Raw genomic sequence first — 16,989 nt, 5'->3', positions numbered from 1 at the left:
ACCGGCCCTAGCCGGAGCGCAGGTAACGCACCGCGGCGTCCCGCTCGAACAGATAAAGCAGCGTGCGCAGCGCCTTGCCACGGTCGCTTTGCAGCTCGCCATCCATCTTCAGGATCAGGCGCGCATCGTCGCGCGCGATCTCAAGCAGCGGCGTATGTTCAGCAAGGTCTGCCAGGCGAAACTGCGGCAGGCCGCTCTGTTTGGTGCCCAGCACATCGCCGGCGCCGCGCAGGCGCAAATCTTCTTCTGCGATAACGAAGCCGTCTTCCGTCTCGCGCATGATGCGCAGGCGCGCCTTGGCGGTCTCTCCGGGCTGGCCGTCATAGACCAGCAGGCAGGTGGATTCTCCGCTGCCACGCCCGACGCGTCCGCGCAACTGGTGCAGCTGGGCAAGGCCAAAGCGTTCGGCATGCTCGATCACCATCACGGTGGCTTCCGGCACGTTGACGCCCACTTCAATCACGGTGGTTGCCACCAGCATCCACAAGTGCCCGGCAGCAAAATCCGCCATCACCTTGTCCTTGTCCGCCGCTTTCATCTTGCCGTGGATAAGCCCGACGCCGGGGCCGAATTCCGCCTCCAGCATCACCTGCCGGTCTGTCGCGGCAGCAAGGTCCATCTGCTCGCTCTCATCCACCAGCGGGCACACCCAGTAGATGCGCGCGCCTTCCGCGCGCTTGCGGGAGATGGCGGACACCACCTCACCCAGCCGGGTGGAAGGCAGAACGATGGTTTTAACCGGCTGGCGGCCAGGCGGTTTTTCCGTCAGGCGGCTCACCTCCATGTCGCCATAGGCGGTAAGGGTGAGGGTGCGCGGAATGGGCGTTGCCGTCATCACCAGCATGTCGACGGCGCTGCCCTTGCCGGAAAGCTGCAGGCGCTGGTGCACGCCGAAACGGTGCTGCTCGTCCACCACCGCAAGACCCAGATCGGCAAAGGCCACATCGTCCTGGAACACGGCGTGGGTGCCGACAAGAATATCGATCTCCCCAGCAGCAAGCCGGGCCAGCAGCGCCTCCCTGGCCTTGCCCTTGTCGCGGCCGGTCAGGATCTCAAGGCGTACGCCCGAGCCTTCCAGCATCGGCGCCAGTGTTTCCAGATGCTGCCGGGCAAGGATTTCGGTCGGCGCCATCAGCGCTGCCTGAGTGCCGGCTTCGACGGCGGCCAGCATGGCGAGCAGCGCCACCACCGTCTTGCCGCTGCCGACATCGCCTTGCAGCAGCCGCAGCATGCGGGCAGGTGCCGCCATGTCGGCAAAGATTTCGGCAAGCGAGCCTTGCTGGGCATTGGTCAGGCGATAAGGCAGGCGCGCCTCGATGGCGCTGCGCAGCCGGCCGTCGCCCTTCAGCTCACGCCCCTTGAGGCGTCGCTGCGCCCGGCGAATGAGCGCCAGCGCCAGCTGGCCGGCCAGCAGTTCGTCATAGGCAAGGCGCTGGCGGGCAGGGGACTGCGGGTCAAGTTCAGCCAGCGACTGCGGGGAATGCGCCGTCATCAGCGCCTCGCGCCAGTCGGCCCAGCCCTCGCGCGCTTTCAGCGGCCCGTCGAGCCATTCCGGCAGATCGGGCGCGCTCGAGAGCGCCGCAGTCATGATCTTTGCCAGCGTCTTGGGTGCAAGCCCTGCGGTCATGCCATAGACCGGCTCCACCGCCGCCGACGGATCAAATTCAGCCGGATCGACGATCAGGTCCGGGTGCGCGATCTGCGGCTGGCCATGATAGAACTCGGCGCGGCCGCTCACCACCCGGGTCGAGCCGACAGGCAGCTGTTTCTGCAGCCAGTCGCCACGGGCATGGAAGAAGACAAGGTCGAGGGTTCCGGTTTCGTCCGCACAGCGCACGCGGGAGGGCAGGCCGGCGCGGGCCGCCGGCTGATGCGCCTCGACCACCACCGTTACCGTTACCAGCCGGCCGGGCTCAATGCCGGAAATACGCGGCTGGTGCGAGCGATCGACGATGCCGACCGGCAGATGCCAGATAAGGTCCACCACGTGAGCGCCCACCAGCTTTTCCAGCAGAACCGCAAGGCGCGGTCCCACTCCGGGCAGGGTCTGCAACGGCTTGAACAGGCTGAAGAGCGCTTCCGGGCGCAAAACTTACCTCTCGTCGTGAACAGGATGAGAACAAATCCGTGCGCCACGGGGCTGACAGTACCGGCTCGGCGGTCTATATGTCAGCCAGAATAACACGCAGCAAGCCTGCTGCGGCCCGCCGGGCTTCCTTTTTGCCGGCGCGGCCCGGGGCGGCTACCCTTTTGAAAAAACACCGGAATTGAAACCTGTGACCACCTCCCAGAACCAGCCGGAAGCCCAGGAAGACCTCGAAACCCGCCGCCGGCGCCTGCGTTTTCGCAGCTGGCATCGCGGCACAAGAGAGTCCGATCTGCTGCTCGGGCGTTTTGCCGATGCGCATCTCGCCGGTTTTTCTGCCGATGAAGTGGCGGCCTATGACGCCCTGCTCGAAGAGAACGATCCGGACATCTACAACTGGTTGACCGACCGCGAACCGACGCCCGCCGATATCGACACCTCGGTGTGGCAGAAGCTGCGCGCCTACTACGCGCACGGTTACCAGGGCTGATAAACGTCAAGGACGCTTGGGGAGGAAGGGCACCATGGCGGTCCCGACGCTGACGCTGACTACCGGCCGCGCGATCTTTGGCGGCACCCCGCCGGGATATGACGCGCTTGTTATCCGCGAACTGGTGGCAAGTGCAGGCGAGGGCGGCGTGCTGCATATCGCCATCGACGATGCGCGTGTGCAGGCCCTTGCCGACATGCTGGCCTTCTTCGCGCCGGGGCTCGAGGTGCTGGTTTTCCCGGCCTGGGACTGCCTTCCCTATGACCGCGTCTCTCCCAAGAACGATGTCGTCGGCGAGCGTGTGCGCACGCTTGCCGCGCTGGCGGCGCGTCCTTCCGGCCCGCGTTTGGTGCTGACGACCGTCAATGCCGTGACCCAGCGCGTGCCCGCGCGCAGCGCTTTTGCCAGTGCTTCCTTCACCGCGCGGCGCGGCGAGATGATCGACGCCGACGTGCTGAAGATCTTCCTCGCCCAGAATGGTTATGCCCGCGCCGAAACCGTGCGCGAGCCTGGTGAATATGCCATCCGCGGCGATATCATCGATCTGTTCCCGCCCGGCTTCGAGGAGCCGCTGCGCCTTGATCTCTTCGGCGACGAGCTGGAGCAGGTGCGCGCCTTCGATCCGCTGACCCAGCGCACCACCAGCAAGCTGGACGAATTTTCGCTCACTCCGGTGTCGGAAATCCTGCTTGATGAGGCGGCCATCCAGCGCTTCCGTTCCGGCTACCGCGAGCTTTTCGGTGCGGTGCAGGATAACGACCCGCTTTATGAAGCAATCTCCGCAGGCCGCAAGGCCGGCGGCATGGAACATTGGCTGCCGCTCTTCCACGAGCGGCTGGAAACGCTGTTCGACTTCCTGCCCGACGCGGCCATCAGCTTCGATTTCCAGGCCGGCGAGGCGATCACCGCGCGCTTCAGCCAGATTGCCGATTTCTACGCTGCCCGCCGCACCATGCTGGAGAGCGACCGCAAGTCTGGCTCGCCCACCTACAAGCCGCTGCCGCCGGAACGGCTCTACCTGACCGAAGGCGATTTCGACGCAAGGCTGGTGCGCCGTGCGGTTGCCGACTTCTCGCCCTTTGCCGTCGATACCAGCATCCAGGCCGGCATCGATCTCGGCGCCCGGCGCGGGCGCAATTTCGCGCCCCAGCGCGGCAAGGCAGGCGCGCAGACGGCGGAGACGATTGATCCGGACACCATCTGGTCCTCGGTTGCCGACCATATTGATGCCCTTGGCAAGGCCGGCAAGACGGTGCTGGTTGCCGCCTACAGCGCCGGTGCGCGCGAGCGCCTGACGACGTTGCTGCATGACCATGGGGTGGAGCGCACCAAACCGCTCGACGGCTTTGACATCGCGCCGCTGGCCGGCGGTTTTGTCGGTCTTGCGGTGCTGCCGCTGGAGCTGGGGTTCGAGACCGGTGAGCTTGCCATCCTCACCGAGCAGGACATCCTCGGCGACCGGCTGACGCGTCCGCAGCGCCGCCGCAAGAAGGCGGAGAACTTCATCGCCGAAGTCTCCAGCCTCACGCCCGGCGACTTCGTCGTCCATGTCGATCACGGCATCGGCCGGTTCGATGGGCTGGAGACCATCACGGCGGCCGGTGCGCCGCATGACTGCCTGCGGCTTATCTATGCCGATGGCGACAAGCTCTATTTGCCGGTCGAAAATCTTGAACTGCTGACCCGTTACGGCTCGGAGAGTGCGGAAGCGACGCTGGACAAGCTGGGCGGTGCAGGCTGGCAGGCGCGCAAGGCGCGCGTCAAACAGCGCATCCGCGACATGACGGTGGAGCTGATGAAGGTGGCTGCTGCCCGCGAGCTGCGCCATGCCGAGGTCATCCAGCCACCCGAAGGGCTTTATGAGGAATTCTGCGCCCGCTTCCCCTATGCGGAGACGGATGACCAGTTGAATTCCATCGGCGATGTGCTGAACGATCTGGGCTCCGGCAAACCGATGGACCGGCTCATCTGCGGCGATGTCGGCTTCGGCAAGACGGAAGTGGCGCTGCGCGCGGCTTTTACCGTTGCCATGTCCGGCAAGCAGGTAGCGGTGGTGGTGCCCACCACGCTGCTTTGCCGCCAGCATGTGCAGAACTTCGCCCGCCGTTTTGAAGGCATGCCGATCCGCATCGGCCAGCTCTCTCGTCTTGTGACGCCCAAGGAAAGCACCCTCGTCAAGAAGGGCATGGAAAACGGCACCATCGATATTGTCATCGGCACCCATGCGCTGCTGGCCAAGGGCCTGAGCTTCAAGAATCTGGGCCTGCTGATCGTCGATGAAGAACAACATTTCGGCGTGCGCCAGAAGGAGCGGCTGAAGCAGCTGCGCGCAGACGTCAACGTGCTGACGCTCTCTGCAACGCCGATCCCGCGCACGCTGCAAATGGCGCTTTCCGGTGTGCGCGAGCTCAGCATCATCGCAACGCCGCCGGTTGACCGTCTTGCCGTGCGCACCTTCGTGCTGCCCTATGACGGGGTGGTCATCCGCGAAGCGCTGATGCGCGAGCATTTCCGCGGCGGCCAGAGCTTCTATGTCTGCCCGCGGCTTGAAGACCTGCCGATGCTGACCGAGCGGCTCGCCACATTGGTGCCGGAGCTTAAGGTCATCTCCGCCCATGGCCGCATGACGCCGACCGAGCTGGAGGAGGTGATGACCGCCTTCTATGACGGGCGTTACGACATCCTGCTCGCCACCAACATCATTGAATCCGGCCTCGATATTCCGAACGCCAACACGCTGATCGTGCACCGGGCCGACATGTTCGGCCTCGCCCAGCTCTATCAAATCCGGGGCCGCGTCGGTCGCGCCAAGCTGCGTGGTTATGCCTATTTCACCTATCGCGCCGGCACCGTGCTCGCGGGCACGGCCCAGCAGCGCCTGCATGTGATCGAACAGCTCGATACCCTTGGCGCCGGTTTCCAGCTGGCTTCCTACGACATGGATATCCGCGGCGCCGGCAACCTGCTGGGCGAGGAACAGTCCGGCCAGGTGCGTGAGGTTGGCATCGAGCTTTATCAGCAGATGCTGCGCGAGGCGGTTGACTCCGCAAGGGCCGGCGGGGCCGATTTCGGCAAGGCCGAGGAAGCGCAGTGGACGCCGCAAATCCAGCTGGGCATGCCGGTGCTCATTCCAGAAAGCTATGTCGCCGACCTCAATGTGCGCATGGAGCTATATCGCCGCCTCGCCAATCTGGTGGATGCGGACGAGGTGGAAGGCTTTGCGGCCGAGCTTATCGACCGGTTCGGCAAACTGCCGGACGAGGTGGAAAACCTGCTGAGTGTCGTTGCCATCAAGGCCGACTGCCGCACGGCCAATATCGAGCGCGTGGATGCCGGGCCCAAGGGCGCGGTCATCAGCTTCCGCAATAACGATTTCAGGAACGTGGCCGGCCTGATGGACTATGTCGCCAAGGGCGCCGGCACCATCAAGGTGCGCCCGGACCAGAAGCTGGTGCTAATCCGCAATTGGGAAGAGACGCCCAAGCGCGTCAAGGGCGTGCGCACCGTGGTGCGCAACCTCGCCATCATCGCGCGGCAGAAGAACAAGGCGGCCTGAACCGGGAGGGTTCAGGCCCGTCAGCCTTTTACATCATGCTTTGCGGGGCCATCGGCCCGGCGGCAAGGTCGGCCTGCTCGAGCGCCAGGAGGTCGAACAGGGGCTGGAACGTCTCCGGCTCCTGCGCGCCGGCAATCACATAGCGATTGCCAAAAACGAAGCAGGGCACAGCCTGCACGCCAAGGCGGCGAGCAGCGCCGTCCGCCGAGCGGATGGCGGAGAGAAAGGTCGAGCCCTTGAGAAAGTTGCGCACTTCCGGCTCGGAAAGGCCGATCTCGCCGGCCAGGTCGGTCAGTTCTTCCGCCACGCCCAGATCACGCCCTTCGAGAAAATAGGCGCGGAACAGGCGGTCCATCATCATCGCGGCAAGACCGCGGTCGGCGGCATATCGCACGAGGCGGTGGGCCATCGCCGTATTCGGCATCACCTGGATGCGGTCGAAATCAACCTCGATGCCGTCCTTGCGCGCCGTCGCCTCGATGATCGCATAAAGCTGGGCGGCACGGTCCGGCCCGCCAAACTTGCTCTCAAGATAAAGCTGCCGGTCGATGCCGCGCTCCGGCATGTCCGGATTGAGCTGAAACGGCATCCACGAAATTTCGACATCCAGCTCGGGCCGGCGCGCCAGCGCGCGCTCAAGGCGGACATGTCCGATGTAACACCAGGGGCAAACGACATCGGCGAAGATTTGCAGCTGCACCATGGTCGAAGTTCCGGGAAGAAAGGGGGCCTGGATCAAGGGGCAGGGAGCGCTCCGGAACATACGTCCGAAGGCCATTTCCGCTTTGCCATTAGGGTGTTACTGTGAACCTCGACGCCGCTAAGGGCAACAGCCCCTTGGCTGGCGGGTGAGGATAAAAGGAGCCCGTTCATGGATGCCTATGCAACCACGAAGGTAAAGCAGGTACTTGCGGCCGCCGGCGGCAATGCCACCCAGGCGCACCGTATCCTCGCCCAGCTCATCAATGACGACGACCGGCTGCTGCGCGGCCTCAGCGGCCCGTTCATGAGTGGAATCATCGCCCATGCCATCCAGCGCTGCGGCGGCGGCAAGGTGCTGCCCGCCAAGGCCGCGGCAGCCCCCAAGAAGCTGACGGGCGATGCGCTCGACAAGATCCTCGCCCGCATGGCCGCCACACCCGAAGCCGGGGCAGCGCCTGCGCCTGCGCAGGCAGAAAAGGCACCCGAAACGGTGCGCGATGCCGTCGAGATGCGGCGGACCGAACAGGAAGCCCGCACGCCGGCGGGCACCGATCACAAGAGTTCTCTCAAAATCATCGCCGGTGCCTTCAAGGCCACCAAAAAATCCTCGTGAGGCTCAAGCCGGCGCAGCCGGCGTCCTCCTGCGGTAACAGGCAGCCTTCAGCGCGCCGCCAGCGCACCCGAGCCCAGGGCCGGCGTATCGCGGCGCGTGTCGGGCCGTGTGAAGCACTCGACCGATCCCAGCGTCCGGTAGCAGTAGGAAGGGGGCGGGGTCAGCGCCAGCTGATCTTCGGCATTGTGGTCAATGCAGTAGTCGCGCCGTTCGTCGACATGAACGAGGCTGCAATCCTGGCCGGTCTGGTAGGAAACGGCATGATCCACCAGGCCCTTGCCGGTCTCGCCGAAGGAGGCGATGGAGGCAACGCCGGTATAAAAGGCAACGTCAGGTCCGCACGCGCTCAGCAGCAGCGATACGGTACCAAGGCCGGCACAGAGAATGGATTGCCGGAGCGCGCGTTTCGGCACGCCGGATGCGAAGAGGGTATCGCGGGGCACCTTCATGGTGACATCCTTGCTGGAGACGGCCTACCTGACCGCACTGGACACAATAGCCTTTTCATAAGAACCGTCATAGATAAAATTTTAAATAAAATTGATGATACTTCGGATCAGACCTTCGATCGGGCAGGGGCATGGATCGTTTCCAGGATTTAGAGACCTTCATTCGCGTGGTGGAAACCGGTGGCTTTACCAATGCCGCCAGCGAACTCGGCCTCTCCAAGTCGGTGGTGAGCCGCCGCATCAACGATCTTGAAAACCGGCTGGGAGCCCGGCTTCTCAACCGCACCACACGGCGCCTGAGCCCGACCGAGGTCGGACAGGCTTTCTACGAGCGGTGCAAGAGAATCCTGGCGGATGTCGAAGAAGCGGAAGCCGCCGTCACCAACCTGCAAACGGCCCCGCGCGGCACGCTGCGCATCAGTGCGCCCACTTCCCTCGGTCGCATCCATCTTGCCCCCATTCTGGGCGAGTTCATGCGCACCTATCCTGACATCTCGCTCGATGTCAGCCTCAATGACCGGTTCGTCGATCTGGTCGATGAAGGTTATGATCTGGCCATCCGTGTCGGCCATCTGCGCGACAGCTCGCTGATCGCCGCGCGCCTTGCCAGCGCCCGCCGCATTGCTATTGCCAGCCCGGCCTATCTGGCCGAGCGCGGCGAACCGCAGACACTGGCCGAACTCTCGACCCATGAGTGTATCGTCTATACCGCCACCGATGGCGGTGATGTCTGGCGCCTCAATGGCGCGGAGGGGCCAAAGACCATCCGCATTTCCGGGCGTGTGCACACCAATGACGGCGAGGTGATGTGCCGCCTTGCCATGGCGGGTCATGGCATCGCCGTGGTGCCCACCTTCGTGTGTGACGAGCTTTTGAGAACCGGCCAGCTCAAGGTGATATTATCGACGGTGCTGGAGGATGAGGTCGGCATCTATGCCGTCTATCCCCACAGCCGCCACCTCTCGCCCAAGGTCAGGGCGCTGGTTGATTTTCTCAAGCTCTCCATCGGGCCGAAGCCGGCCTGGGAAAAGGTGCTGGATGACTGCCCGGACTGAACTGCCTGTGTGGCATGACGCCGACGGAAAAGTGCTCTCCTGCAAAGAGAAGATCCGTGTGCTGAACGAGGCGCTCAGCGAGCTTGCCGATGCCGCGCAGGATGCCCTGGAAGACGCGTTGCTGATGGGTGTTGAAGAGACACAGATCCGCAAGACTTTGATAGCGCTCGTCTCCGGGCTGGAGAACCCCTATAAACGCTGACATTATAAGGGGCTATTCCCGGCAAGCGGGAATAGGGGCAGGACAGGACGCATGAAAAACCGCGAGAAGCTGGAAAAAATCCTGGCACTCGTCGACTCCTCCGAACAGGAAGAGGCGCTGACGGCGCTGCGCGTGGCGCGACGCCTGCTGGCGGGCGAAGGGCTCAGCCTGCTCGATATCGTGCCAGAACAGCCGGTCGACACCACGACGGTTGAAGAGGCCACTGCGCGCGCGGAAGCCGCCAAACCGGCCCGCAGCCCGTTTCCGCAAGGGCCAGCTGACTCTCTGGCCTCCCGGGTCCGCTTTCTGGAAGCCGCTCTGGAGCGCCGTACACAGGAATTGAAGCTGGTACGCGAGCAAGCCGCCGCCACCGAGCGGGCGCTGCGCCAGAAGATCCAGGAAATGAACAGCAAGGCGGTGGAAGAGGCTGACGGCTTCCAGCGCTCGATCAAGATTCTGAACGAGCGCCTTTCCGGCGCTATCCACACCAATGCCATGCTTAACCGCCGCCAGGACCCGCAGGAAATGGCGGTGGAATATCTGAACGACCCGGTCCGCAGCCGCCTGTCGGACGGTGAGATCGCCCGCCGCGTTGGCCTCTCGCCGCACCGTGTGGCTATCCTGCGCACCCGCCTCAAGGAACAGATGCCCAAGGAAACCGGCAGCTAAGCTGGCGCCTTTCCGTCTGGCCTCCTGTTTTCTCCACCCGTGACCGTTTTTCGGGACCTGTTGTCATGAGCAAGACCATCCTCGTTACCGGCGCCAGCCGGGGTATCGGCCGCGCAGTTGCCCTTCTGGCCGGCGCTCGTGGCTGGTCGGTCGGCGTCAACTATGCCGGCAACCGGGAAGCCGCCGAAAAGACCGTGGCAGATGTTGTTGCCGCTGGCGGCAAGGCGGTGGCGATTGCCGGCGATGTCTCGCGGGAAGCCAATGTGATCGCGATGTTCGATGCCGTTACTGCCGCGTTCGGCCCGCTTGACGGCGTCGTGGCCAATGCCGGCATCGTCGGCGACAAGCAGGCGCTGGTCGATATGGACGCCAGCCGCCTTGAGCGCATGTTTGCCGTCAACACGCTCGGCGCGTTTCTCACAGCCCGCGAAGCCGCGCGCCGCATGGCCAGAAGCCGGGGCGGGAAGGGCGGCTCGCTCGTCCTCGTCTCCTCGATTGCCGCCCGGATCGGTTCGCCCTTCGAGTATGTCGACTATGCGGCCTCCAAGGCGGCCGTGGATACGCTGGCCCTCGGCCTTTCAAAGGAACTCGGCCCGGAAGGCGTGCGGGTCAATTCACTGCGTCCCGGCCTTACGGATACCGATATCCACGCCAGCGGCGGCCAGCCGGATCGCGCGCACCGGCTTGGGGTGACCACCCCGTTCGGCCGGCCCGGCAAGCCGGAGGAGATTGCCGAAGCAATCCTGTGGCTTCTGAGCGATGCCGCGTCCTATACCAGCGGCGCGATCATCGATATTTCGGGCGGGCGCTGAACGCCCCTCCAGCCTCTTCCGACAGTCACGGGTCTTCATGAACCGGCGCCCGGCGGCTCCGGCCGGTCCGGTATGCCTCCAGATGTCCGTCGGGCATTTATCATTTTTGGTTTTTTTGTTTCATTTTATATTCGTTTTGAAACGTATCACTTGCCATAGCGGCATTCTCATGCGATCCAGAATCAATCCGATTGCGTAGGGAGAGGCTGCCGGCACTTGCCCGGCAAGACCCTTCGCCAGCGGAGCGCGGACAAAAGCTCCGCCACCAGAGCCTCAAGGCCAGAAGATGAGCATGGATGGCAGAAAACTGCACATCTTGCCGCAGACCTCACTCAGGGAAGGACAAGCCCATGGACCGCACCAGCACCGCTCCTCCGCGACAGCTTCTGCTCCGGAAGTTCTGAATACCGACGCCAGCCCGAAAACAGCTCCAGAGGTCACCGGAACGTCGTCCGGATTGAGCGATACAGACCGCTCGATCATCAATACCGGACAGCATGTTCGTAGTGCCGTTTGAAGCCCCGGGCCGTTTCCGGCAGTTCGCAGCAGCAAGTACGCCCGGGAAGGACGCCGGCTCTTCTGGCGCTTATGCCAGCCGGTCACCCTCCGGTCGCCAAGGAGGTTTAGAGCCATGGATATCGCCCAGTCCGCGCCGCCCCCGGCGGGAACAACCGCGCGGCGAAAGAAGACCCTCTCCGACATCGCCTCGATCCGCGCCTACATCATTTCCTTCAGCGTGGTGATGTTCGTCGGTATCGGCGCCATCGGCGTCAGCTGGCTCAAGGGCGACAGTGATGTTTCCCGGGCTTTTGAGCGCAACCAGCATTTCAACCAGGCCGTTTCCGAGGCCTATGACATCGACATCGCGGCACGTTCGCTGCTCGACCAGTTGACACGCCATGCCGTCGACGGCGCGGCCGACAGCCGGCAGGCGGTACTGACCGCGCTGGAGCAGGTCGATCAATATCTGGCCGCACTCAAAACCGGCAACCTAGGCACCGGGATCAGCAACAGCGCGCAGAAGGCGCAGGCAACGGCAGCCGCCCTCAAGGAGAGTTTCGGTTCGCTCGATCTGCTGGCCGTCAAGCTGGCGCCGGCTGATCAGAGCGCCGATGGCGCCTCGCTGCCTGCCCGCATGGCGACGGCAAGCAAGGACTTTCGTGCCGCCGCAGATGCCCTGCGCGAGGCGGGTGATGCCATGGGTTCGACGCGCCTCATGGGACAGATGCCGAAGATCGATTCCGAAGTGAACCAGTTGATCCTCACCCGGGACTTTGCCAACAGCCAGGCCGTCGACACGCTGCATGCGCGGTTCGAGGCCATCCGGCGCACCATCGACCAGGCCGAGAGCCCTGACGCCGGGCTCAAGGAAAAGCTGCACCAGACCATCGACGGCTACGAAGACGCCCTTAAGGAATGGGCAAGTGCCGGCCAGAATATCCAGACGCTGCTGGCCGATGCCCAGCAGCAGTCCGGCACACTGATGCAGCAGCTGGCAGACATGCGCAGCGAACTGCGGCAGCTTGCCGATACAGCGGCGACGAGCCTCAGCGAAACCCGGAACGCCACCGGCACGCACATCCTTGCCATCATGGGCGGCGTGATTGTCCTCGTGCTGGTGTTCGTGCTGGCAATGATCGTTGCCGTCGTGCGCCCGCTGGGGGAGGTGCGCGCCGCCATTACCCGGCTTGCCGCCGGCGATACGCAGGTCGTCATGTCCAGCCTGCCGCGCCGGCATGAGCTTGGCGCGATTGCCAATACTCTGCGGATTTTCCGCGACAACGCCGCCGAACGGCACCGGCTGGAGGAGGAACGCCAGCAGGAAGCCGACAACCAGACCTTGCGGGCGCAGGCGCTGCGGGACCGCGTTATCCAATTTGAAACCGGCATTGGTGCCGTCATCACCGGTATTGAAGATGCTTCCCGGCAGATGAACGACACTGCGGCCACGCTGAGCGGCATTGTCCAGAGCACGGATGCCGACAAACGCTCCGTCACCCATTCATCCGGCGAAGCCTCGACGAAGGTTGAGAGCGTGGCCGGTGCAACGGATGAGCTCAGCTCCTCCATCACTGAAATCAGCAGCCAGACCACCCAGGCCAAAAACGTCGTCTCTCTGGCCGCGCACCACAGCGAAGAGGCACGCAAGGCGGTCGACGAACTGGCAACCGTCGCCCAGCATATCGGACAGGTGGTCACCCTTATCCGCGACATCGCCGAGCAGACCAACCTGCTGGCGCTCAACGCCACCATCGAGGCCGCCCGCGCCGGTGAAGCCGGTAAAGGCTTTGCCATCGTCGCCCAGGAAGTGAAGAACCTCGCGGGCCAGACGGCGCAGGCGACGGAGGAAATTTCCAATCACGTCACCAGCGTGCAGAACTCTACCGGATCGACGGTGTCGGCGATCACCAGCATCAACAGCACGATGAGCAATATCGGCGAAATCGTGCAGGCCATTTCGGCGGCTGTTGAAGAACAGTCCGCCGTTACTCAAGGCATCTCGCAGACAGTGCGGCAGGCCGCGGCGGACTCAGCCCGCGCTGTCAGCGATGTCGAGCGTATCGGCGCCTCGGTCGACAATACCGCCCGGGTCGCCGAACAGGTGCGCCACGCCTCCGATGCGGTGGGAAGTCGCGCGGAAGAACTCAAGGATCACGTTTCGAGCTTCCTCAGCGGCATCAACGCCATCTGAGCAAGCCGGCAGTAAAAAAGGGGCAGGGACGTTGCGGCGTCTCTGCCCCTTTTTGCTGTTTCGGGTCCGTTTCAGGGACGCTTCAGCGCGGCGCTGCCGCCATGCGCACGGCAAGGCCCGCCAGCATGGTGCCCATTACCCAGCGCTGGATACGCATCCAGGTCGGGCGGGTGGCAAGGAAGCTGGCAATGGCGCCGGCGGTCACGATGATGAGGCTGTTGACCGTCATGCTGATGCAAATCTGCGTGCAGCCGAGGATCAGCGACTGACCAAGCACGCTGCCCTGCGCCGGATCGACGAACTGTGGCAGCAGCGAGAGATAAAGCACCGCCGCCTTGGGGTTCAGCAGGTTGGTGGTGAGCCCCATGAGGAAGAGTTTGCGCGGGCTGTCCGGCTTCAACTGCCGCACCTCGAAGGGTGAACGACCACCTGGCTTAACGGCATTCCAGGCGAGGTAGAGCAGGTAGAGCGCGCCGGCGATCTTGAGCGCGTCATAGGCAACCGGCACTGCAAAGACCAGCGCGGTAATGCCCAGAGAAGCGCAGGCGACATAGAAGAAAAACCCGAGCGCCACACCGCCGAGCGAGATGAGCCCGGCAGTTCGCCCCTGGCAGAGTGATCGCGAAATCAGATAGACCATGTTCGGGCCGGGGGTCAGCACCATGCCCAGGGCGACCAGGGAAAAACCGGCAAGAACAGTCAGTTGCGGCATCAGGGCCTCCGGGCTCGGGATAACCGGCGCACTCTGGCACTGAAAATTGATGCCCGCCATGCGGCGCATTCAGCCTTCTGGCGCAAGGCGTGCCGCTGTGGCTAACCTGCCGCAAGCTTGAAGCTCCAACCGACCGGAACATGCCGCCAATGAAACGCACCATCCCCTGGAAGCAGGCCTATCGCTCGCTCTATTACGCCACCGCGCCGGAGCCGGACGATCCGCCGCTCGACCCGAAGACCACGGCCCTGCTGGTCATCGATGTGCAGAACACCTATCTCGCCCGCCCCGAGCGGGGGTCACTGGCGACAGAGGCGGAGAGGGCGCATTTCGATGCCTGGACACCGTTTCATGAGCGCATGCACGCCGCCGTCATCCCCAACATCGCAACCGTGCTGGCAAAATTCCGCACTGCCGGCATTGAGCGGATGTTCGCCCGCATCGCCTGTGTGACCAGGGACGGGCGGGACCGCTCGCTCAGCCAGAAAAAGCCGGGCTTCAATTACCTTCTGCTGCCGCATCTGGAAGACCCGTCGCAGATCGTGCCCGCCCTTGCCCCGCAGGGGGACGAGATCGTCGTCACCAAAACCACCGACAGCGCGCTGACCGGCACCAATCTGCGCCTCATGCTCGCCAACATGGGCATCCGCACCGTGGTGGTGGCCGGCATTTTTACCGACCAGTGCATCTCCTCCACCGTGCGCAGCCTTGCCGATGAGAGCTTCGAGGTGGTGGTTCTCGATGATTGCTGTGCGGCGGCTTCTGACGAAATTCATGTACGCGAACTGGAGATCATCAACATGATCTATTGCCATGTGATGTCGCATGAGGAATTACTGGGCCTCATGCAGCTGTAACCATTCATGGCTGCCTTGTAACTGCTGCTTAAAATTTAGGCAAATAAGGTCGCGAGATCGAAGAGCCTATCACTTGAGCAAATTCGGCCTTGACAGCACCGTCATGGCCCTTAACGTTACGGTCAAATACCGGCCTTGATCGCCGGGCGGCAATTGCGCCCCGTCGTTCCGTTTCTGGAGAACCGCCTTACCGGCAGAACTCGAAACGGAGGCGGGGTTTTTTGTTTTGGCCCTGGCCCGGCGTGACACTCACCGGACCGGCCAAAGGGAGCAACAGCAGGTGACCACGCGCACCTATCCAGTCGGGATCCTCTATTCCACCTCCGGCCCCTATGCGGCGCTGGGGTCGGATGCGCTTGACGGCGCGCTGATGGCGCTTGCCGAGATCAACGAGGATGACAGCTTTCCCTTCAGCCTGCGCGCCGAGGTGGGAGACCCGGAAGGCTCCATCGAACGTTATGCCCCGATCGCCGACACGCTGCTGCGCAGCCGTGATCTGCGCCATCTTGTTGGCTGCATCACCTCCTGGAGCCGCAAGGAGGTTATCCCCGTCATCGAGAAACGGGGCAGCCTGCTGTGGTATCCGTGCCCCTATGAAGGGTTCGAGGCCAACGATCATGTGATCTATACCGGCGCCTGTCCCAACCAGCACATCGTGCCGCTGTTCGCCCATGTGCTGCCGCGTTATGGCGTCAACGCCTATCTCGTCGGCTCCAACTACATCTGGGGCTGGGAGACGAACCGTATCGCCCGCGAACTTCTGGCCGATTGCAATGGCAGCGTGCTGGGGGATCGTTACCTGCCCATCGGCTCGGTCGATGTTGAACGCATCATTGAAGAAATCCGCCAGAAGAAGCCGGATTTCGTGCTGAACAACCTCATCGGCCCGTCGAGCTATGCCTTTCTGGCCGCCTATCACCAGCTTGGTCTGGATGATCCGGATTTCCTGCCGGCGCGCCGGCCGGTGGTCAGCTGCAATGTGACCGAGGCAGAACTGGACATGATCGGGGAGGCCGGCATCGGCCACCTGTCGACCGCCATCTATTTCGAAAGCCTCGACACCGCTGCCAATCGCGCGTTCCTGGCCCGTACGCGCCAGCGCCTTGGCCAGGCACGCCGCGTCTCTTCCTTCTTTGCCAGCTCCTGGCTTTCCGTGCGCCTGCTGGCCGAAGCGATCCGCGAGGCCGGCAGTGACGAGCCGGAAGCCGTGCAGGCCTTCGTTACCTCCCGCAGCTTTTCAGGACCGCTTGGCGAGGTGCAGGTCGACCGCCGTACGAACCACACCGCGCTTACCCCGCATCTGGGGCGCATTGCCGCCGGCGGCCGGTTCGAGATTGTTGAGAGCGCGCCGAGCGCAGTTTCGCCCGACCCCTATCTGGTTGATTTCAACCCGGCGGAGCTCAGTGCCCGTGTCATGCGGCCGAACCTGAGGGTCATCAGCTGATGCCCGGCAACGCCCCGCATTTCCGCACCCCCAATTTCCGCAGCTGGACGGCCATCGTGCTGCACCGGCCGCATGCGGATGCGGATGCGTTGCTGCGCCAGCTGGAGCGGCTGGGCATTTCCGGCCGTCAGGTCTGGCCGGAGCTGACGCCGGAAGATGCCGCTGCCAGCGTCATCTTCTTCGATGCGGACATGGGATATGACGGGCAATTCCCGTGGGAGCCCGGCGCCGCGCCGATACCGCTCATCGCCCTGCTGGGTTCGGAAACGCCGGGACGGGTGGAGTGGGCGATGCGGCAGGGGGCCTCTGCCCATCTACGCAAGCCGCTCGGCTCCGGCGGCGCCTTCAGCGCCCTGATGATCGCCGTTCGCACCTTCGCTGCTCAACGCGCGCTGGAGGGGGAGGTGGCGGAACTACGCTCGCGCCTTGCCCGCCGCTCCGCCGTGGCGCGAGCGCTCGTGCTGCTGATGACCAGCGAAAAGATTGACGAGGCAACCGCCCTGCAGCGGCTGCGTGAAATTGCCATGTCGGCCCGCCAGAGCGTCGAGGACGCGGCGGATGCCCTCATCGCCAGCAAGACAGACAGGAACGATAAAGATGACTCTCGCAGCCGCGCCTGAAAGCGGAGCCGCCCCGGTAGCGGCCGCCCC

The 16,989-nt window shown here is 63.8% G+C and carries 16 protein-coding genes; 12 read left to right on the top strand and 4 right to left on the bottom strand.

All coding sequences use genetic code 11. The features are described from left to right. Positions 1-7 precede the first annotated feature (7 nt). Complete coding sequence (recG, locus tag QTL98_RS11020) at positions 8-2,089, bottom strand: ATP-dependent DNA helicase RecG (RefSeq protein ID WP_445678539.1); 2,082 nt, start codon at positions 2,087-2,089, stop codon at positions 8-10. Between the two features lie 187 nt (positions 2,090-2,276). Between recG and QTL98_RS11015 the strand changes: the two genes are divergently transcribed. Both QTL98_RS11015 and mfd read left to right on the top strand, forming a co-directional pair. Beyond that, positions 2,277-2,576, top strand: a complete 300-nt coding sequence (locus tag QTL98_RS11015) for an FAD assembly factor SdhE (RefSeq protein ID WP_445678538.1) — start codon at positions 2,277-2,279, stop codon at positions 2,574-2,576. A 34-nt stretch (positions 2,577-2,610) separates the two neighbouring features. Continuing rightward, complete coding sequence (mfd, locus tag QTL98_RS11010; RefSeq protein WP_445678537.1) at positions 2,611-6,132, top strand: transcription-repair coupling factor; 3,522 nt, start codon at positions 2,611-2,613, stop codon at positions 6,130-6,132. Between the two features lie 28 nt (positions 6,133-6,160). On the opposite strand, the gene QTL98_RS11005 is transcribed toward mfd, so the two are convergent. Further along, complete coding sequence (locus tag QTL98_RS11005; protein ID WP_445678536.1) at positions 6,161-6,835, bottom strand: DsbA family oxidoreductase; 675 nt, start codon at positions 6,833-6,835, stop codon at positions 6,161-6,163. Positions 6,836-7,003: 168 nt separating this feature from the next. On the opposite strand from QTL98_RS11005, the gene QTL98_RS11000 reads away from it, so the two are divergent. Then, positions 7,004-7,447: a hypothetical protein gene (locus QTL98_RS11000; protein ID WP_445678535.1), complete on the top strand. Its 444-nt coding sequence runs from the start codon at positions 7,004-7,006 to the stop codon at positions 7,445-7,447. Between the two features lie 47 nt (positions 7,448-7,494). Here the strand turns inward: QTL98_RS11000 and QTL98_RS10995 are convergent, their stop codons facing one another. Then, complete coding sequence (locus tag QTL98_RS10995; RefSeq protein WP_445678534.1) at positions 7,495-7,896, bottom strand: threonine/serine exporter family protein; 402 nt, start codon at positions 7,894-7,896, stop codon at positions 7,495-7,497. Between the two features lie 131 nt (positions 7,897-8,027). On the opposite strand from QTL98_RS10995, the gene QTL98_RS10990 reads away from it, so the two are divergent. The 6 genes from QTL98_RS10990 to QTL98_RS10965 all read left to right on the top strand — a co-directional run bounded on the left by QTL98_RS10990 (position 8,028) and on the right by QTL98_RS10965 (position 13,326). Further along, positions 8,028-8,951, top strand: a complete 924-nt coding sequence (locus tag QTL98_RS10990; protein ID WP_445678533.1) for a LysR family transcriptional regulator — start codon at positions 8,028-8,030, stop codon at positions 8,949-8,951. Next, positions 8,935-9,153 carry a hypothetical protein gene (locus QTL98_RS10985; RefSeq protein ID WP_445678532.1) on the top strand — a complete coding sequence of 73 codons (219 nt, stop codon included), beginning with the start codon at positions 8,935-8,937 and terminating at the stop codon, positions 9,151-9,153. Before QTL98_RS10990 ends, QTL98_RS10985 begins: the two co-directional genes overlap by 17 nt. A gap of 51 nt (positions 9,154-9,204) precedes the next feature. Continuing rightward, positions 9,205-9,822 (top strand): hypothetical protein, encoded by a 618-nt coding sequence (locus QTL98_RS10980; RefSeq protein WP_445678531.1) that lies wholly within the window; start codon positions 9,205-9,207, stop codon positions 9,820-9,822. Positions 9,823-9,887: 65 nt separating this feature from the next. Continuing rightward, complete coding sequence (locus QTL98_RS10975; protein ID WP_445678530.1) at positions 9,888-10,634, top strand: SDR family oxidoreductase; 747 nt, start codon at positions 9,888-9,890, stop codon at positions 10,632-10,634. Between the two features lie 286 nt (positions 10,635-10,920). Then, positions 10,921-11,151 carry a hypothetical protein gene (locus tag QTL98_RS10970; protein ID WP_445678529.1) on the top strand — a complete coding sequence of 77 codons (231 nt, stop codon included), beginning with the start codon at positions 10,921-10,923 and terminating at the stop codon, positions 11,149-11,151. A 114-nt stretch (positions 11,152-11,265) separates the two neighbouring features. Then, entirely contained in the window at positions 11,266-13,326 is a 2,061-nt protein-coding gene (locus QTL98_RS10965; protein ID WP_445678528.1) for a methyl-accepting chemotaxis protein, read from the top strand. Positions 13,327-13,408: 82 nt separating this feature from the next. Here the strand turns inward: QTL98_RS10965 and QTL98_RS10960 are convergent, their stop codons facing one another. Next, positions 13,409-14,038: a LysE family translocator gene (locus QTL98_RS10960; RefSeq protein WP_445678527.1), complete on the bottom strand. Its 630-nt coding sequence runs from the start codon at positions 14,036-14,038 to the stop codon at positions 13,409-13,411. A gap of 161 nt (positions 14,039-14,199) precedes the next feature. Between QTL98_RS10960 and QTL98_RS10955 the strand changes: the two genes are divergently transcribed. From QTL98_RS10955 to QTL98_RS10945, 3 genes are all read left to right on the top strand, one after another. Then, positions 14,200-14,895 (top strand): cysteine hydrolase family protein, encoded by a 696-nt coding sequence (locus QTL98_RS10955; protein ID WP_445682132.1) that lies wholly within the window; start codon positions 14,200-14,202, stop codon positions 14,893-14,895. A gap of 280 nt (positions 14,896-15,175) precedes the next feature. Then, positions 15,176-16,339, top strand: coding sequence for a transporter substrate-binding domain-containing protein (locus QTL98_RS10950; protein WP_445678526.1), 1,164 nt, complete (start codon positions 15,176-15,178; stop codon positions 16,337-16,339). Next, complete coding sequence (locus QTL98_RS10945) at positions 16,339-16,959, top strand: ANTAR domain-containing response regulator (RefSeq protein WP_445678525.1); 621 nt, start codon at positions 16,339-16,341, stop codon at positions 16,957-16,959. The genes QTL98_RS10950 and QTL98_RS10945 overlap by 1 nt, the downstream gene beginning before the upstream one ends. Positions 16,960-16,989: the final 30 nt, after the last annotated feature.

Origin of the sequence: Radicibacter daui, assembly GCA_030657355.1 — a bacterium.
In the GTDB taxonomy this organism is placed as follows: Bacteria; Pseudomonadota; Alphaproteobacteria; order Radicibacterales; family Radicibacteraceae; genus Radicibacter; species Radicibacter daui.
This window is presented reverse-complemented; position numbering and strand designations above follow the sequence as displayed.

Excerpts from the sequence above, each read along its gene's own strand:
- QTL98_RS11000 (WP_445678535.1), top strand. The coding sequence starts at position 7,004 with ATGGATGCCTATGCAACCACGAAGGTAAAGCAGGTACTTGCGGCCGCC.
- QTL98_RS11005 (WP_445678536.1), bottom strand. The coding sequence starts at position 6,835 with ATGGTGCAGCTGCAAATCTTCGCCGATGTCGTTTGCCCCTGGTGTTAC.
- QTL98_RS10965 (WP_445678528.1), top strand. The coding sequence starts at position 11,266 with ATGGATATCGCCCAGTCCGCGCCGCCCCCGGCGGGAACAACCGCGCGG.
- QTL98_RS10970 (WP_445678529.1), top strand. The coding sequence starts at position 10,921 with ATGAGCATGGATGGCAGAAAACTGCACATCTTGCCGCAGACCTCACTC.
- QTL98_RS10995 (WP_445678534.1), bottom strand. The coding sequence starts at position 7,896 with ATGAAGGTGCCCCGCGATACCCTCTTCGCATCCGGCGTGCCGAAACGC.
- QTL98_RS10980 (WP_445678531.1), top strand. The coding sequence starts at position 9,205 with ATGAAAAACCGCGAGAAGCTGGAAAAAATCCTGGCACTCGTCGACTCC.
- QTL98_RS10945 (WP_445678525.1), top strand. The coding sequence starts at position 16,339 with ATGCCCGGCAACGCCCCGCATTTCCGCACCCCCAATTTCCGCAGCTGG.
- QTL98_RS10975 (WP_445678530.1), top strand. The coding sequence starts at position 9,888 with ATGAGCAAGACCATCCTCGTTACCGGCGCCAGCCGGGGTATCGGCCGC.
- QTL98_RS10990 (WP_445678533.1), top strand. The coding sequence starts at position 8,028 with ATGGATCGTTTCCAGGATTTAGAGACCTTCATTCGCGTGGTGGAAACC.
- QTL98_RS10985 (WP_445678532.1), top strand. The coding sequence starts at position 8,935 with ATGACTGCCCGGACTGAACTGCCTGTGTGGCATGACGCCGACGGAAAA.
- QTL98_RS10960 (WP_445678527.1), bottom strand. The coding sequence starts at position 14,038 with ATGCCGCAACTGACTGTTCTTGCCGGTTTTTCCCTGGTCGCCCTGGGC.
- mfd (WP_445678537.1), top strand. The coding sequence starts at position 2,611 with ATGGCGGTCCCGACGCTGACGCTGACTACCGGCCGCGCGATCTTTGGC.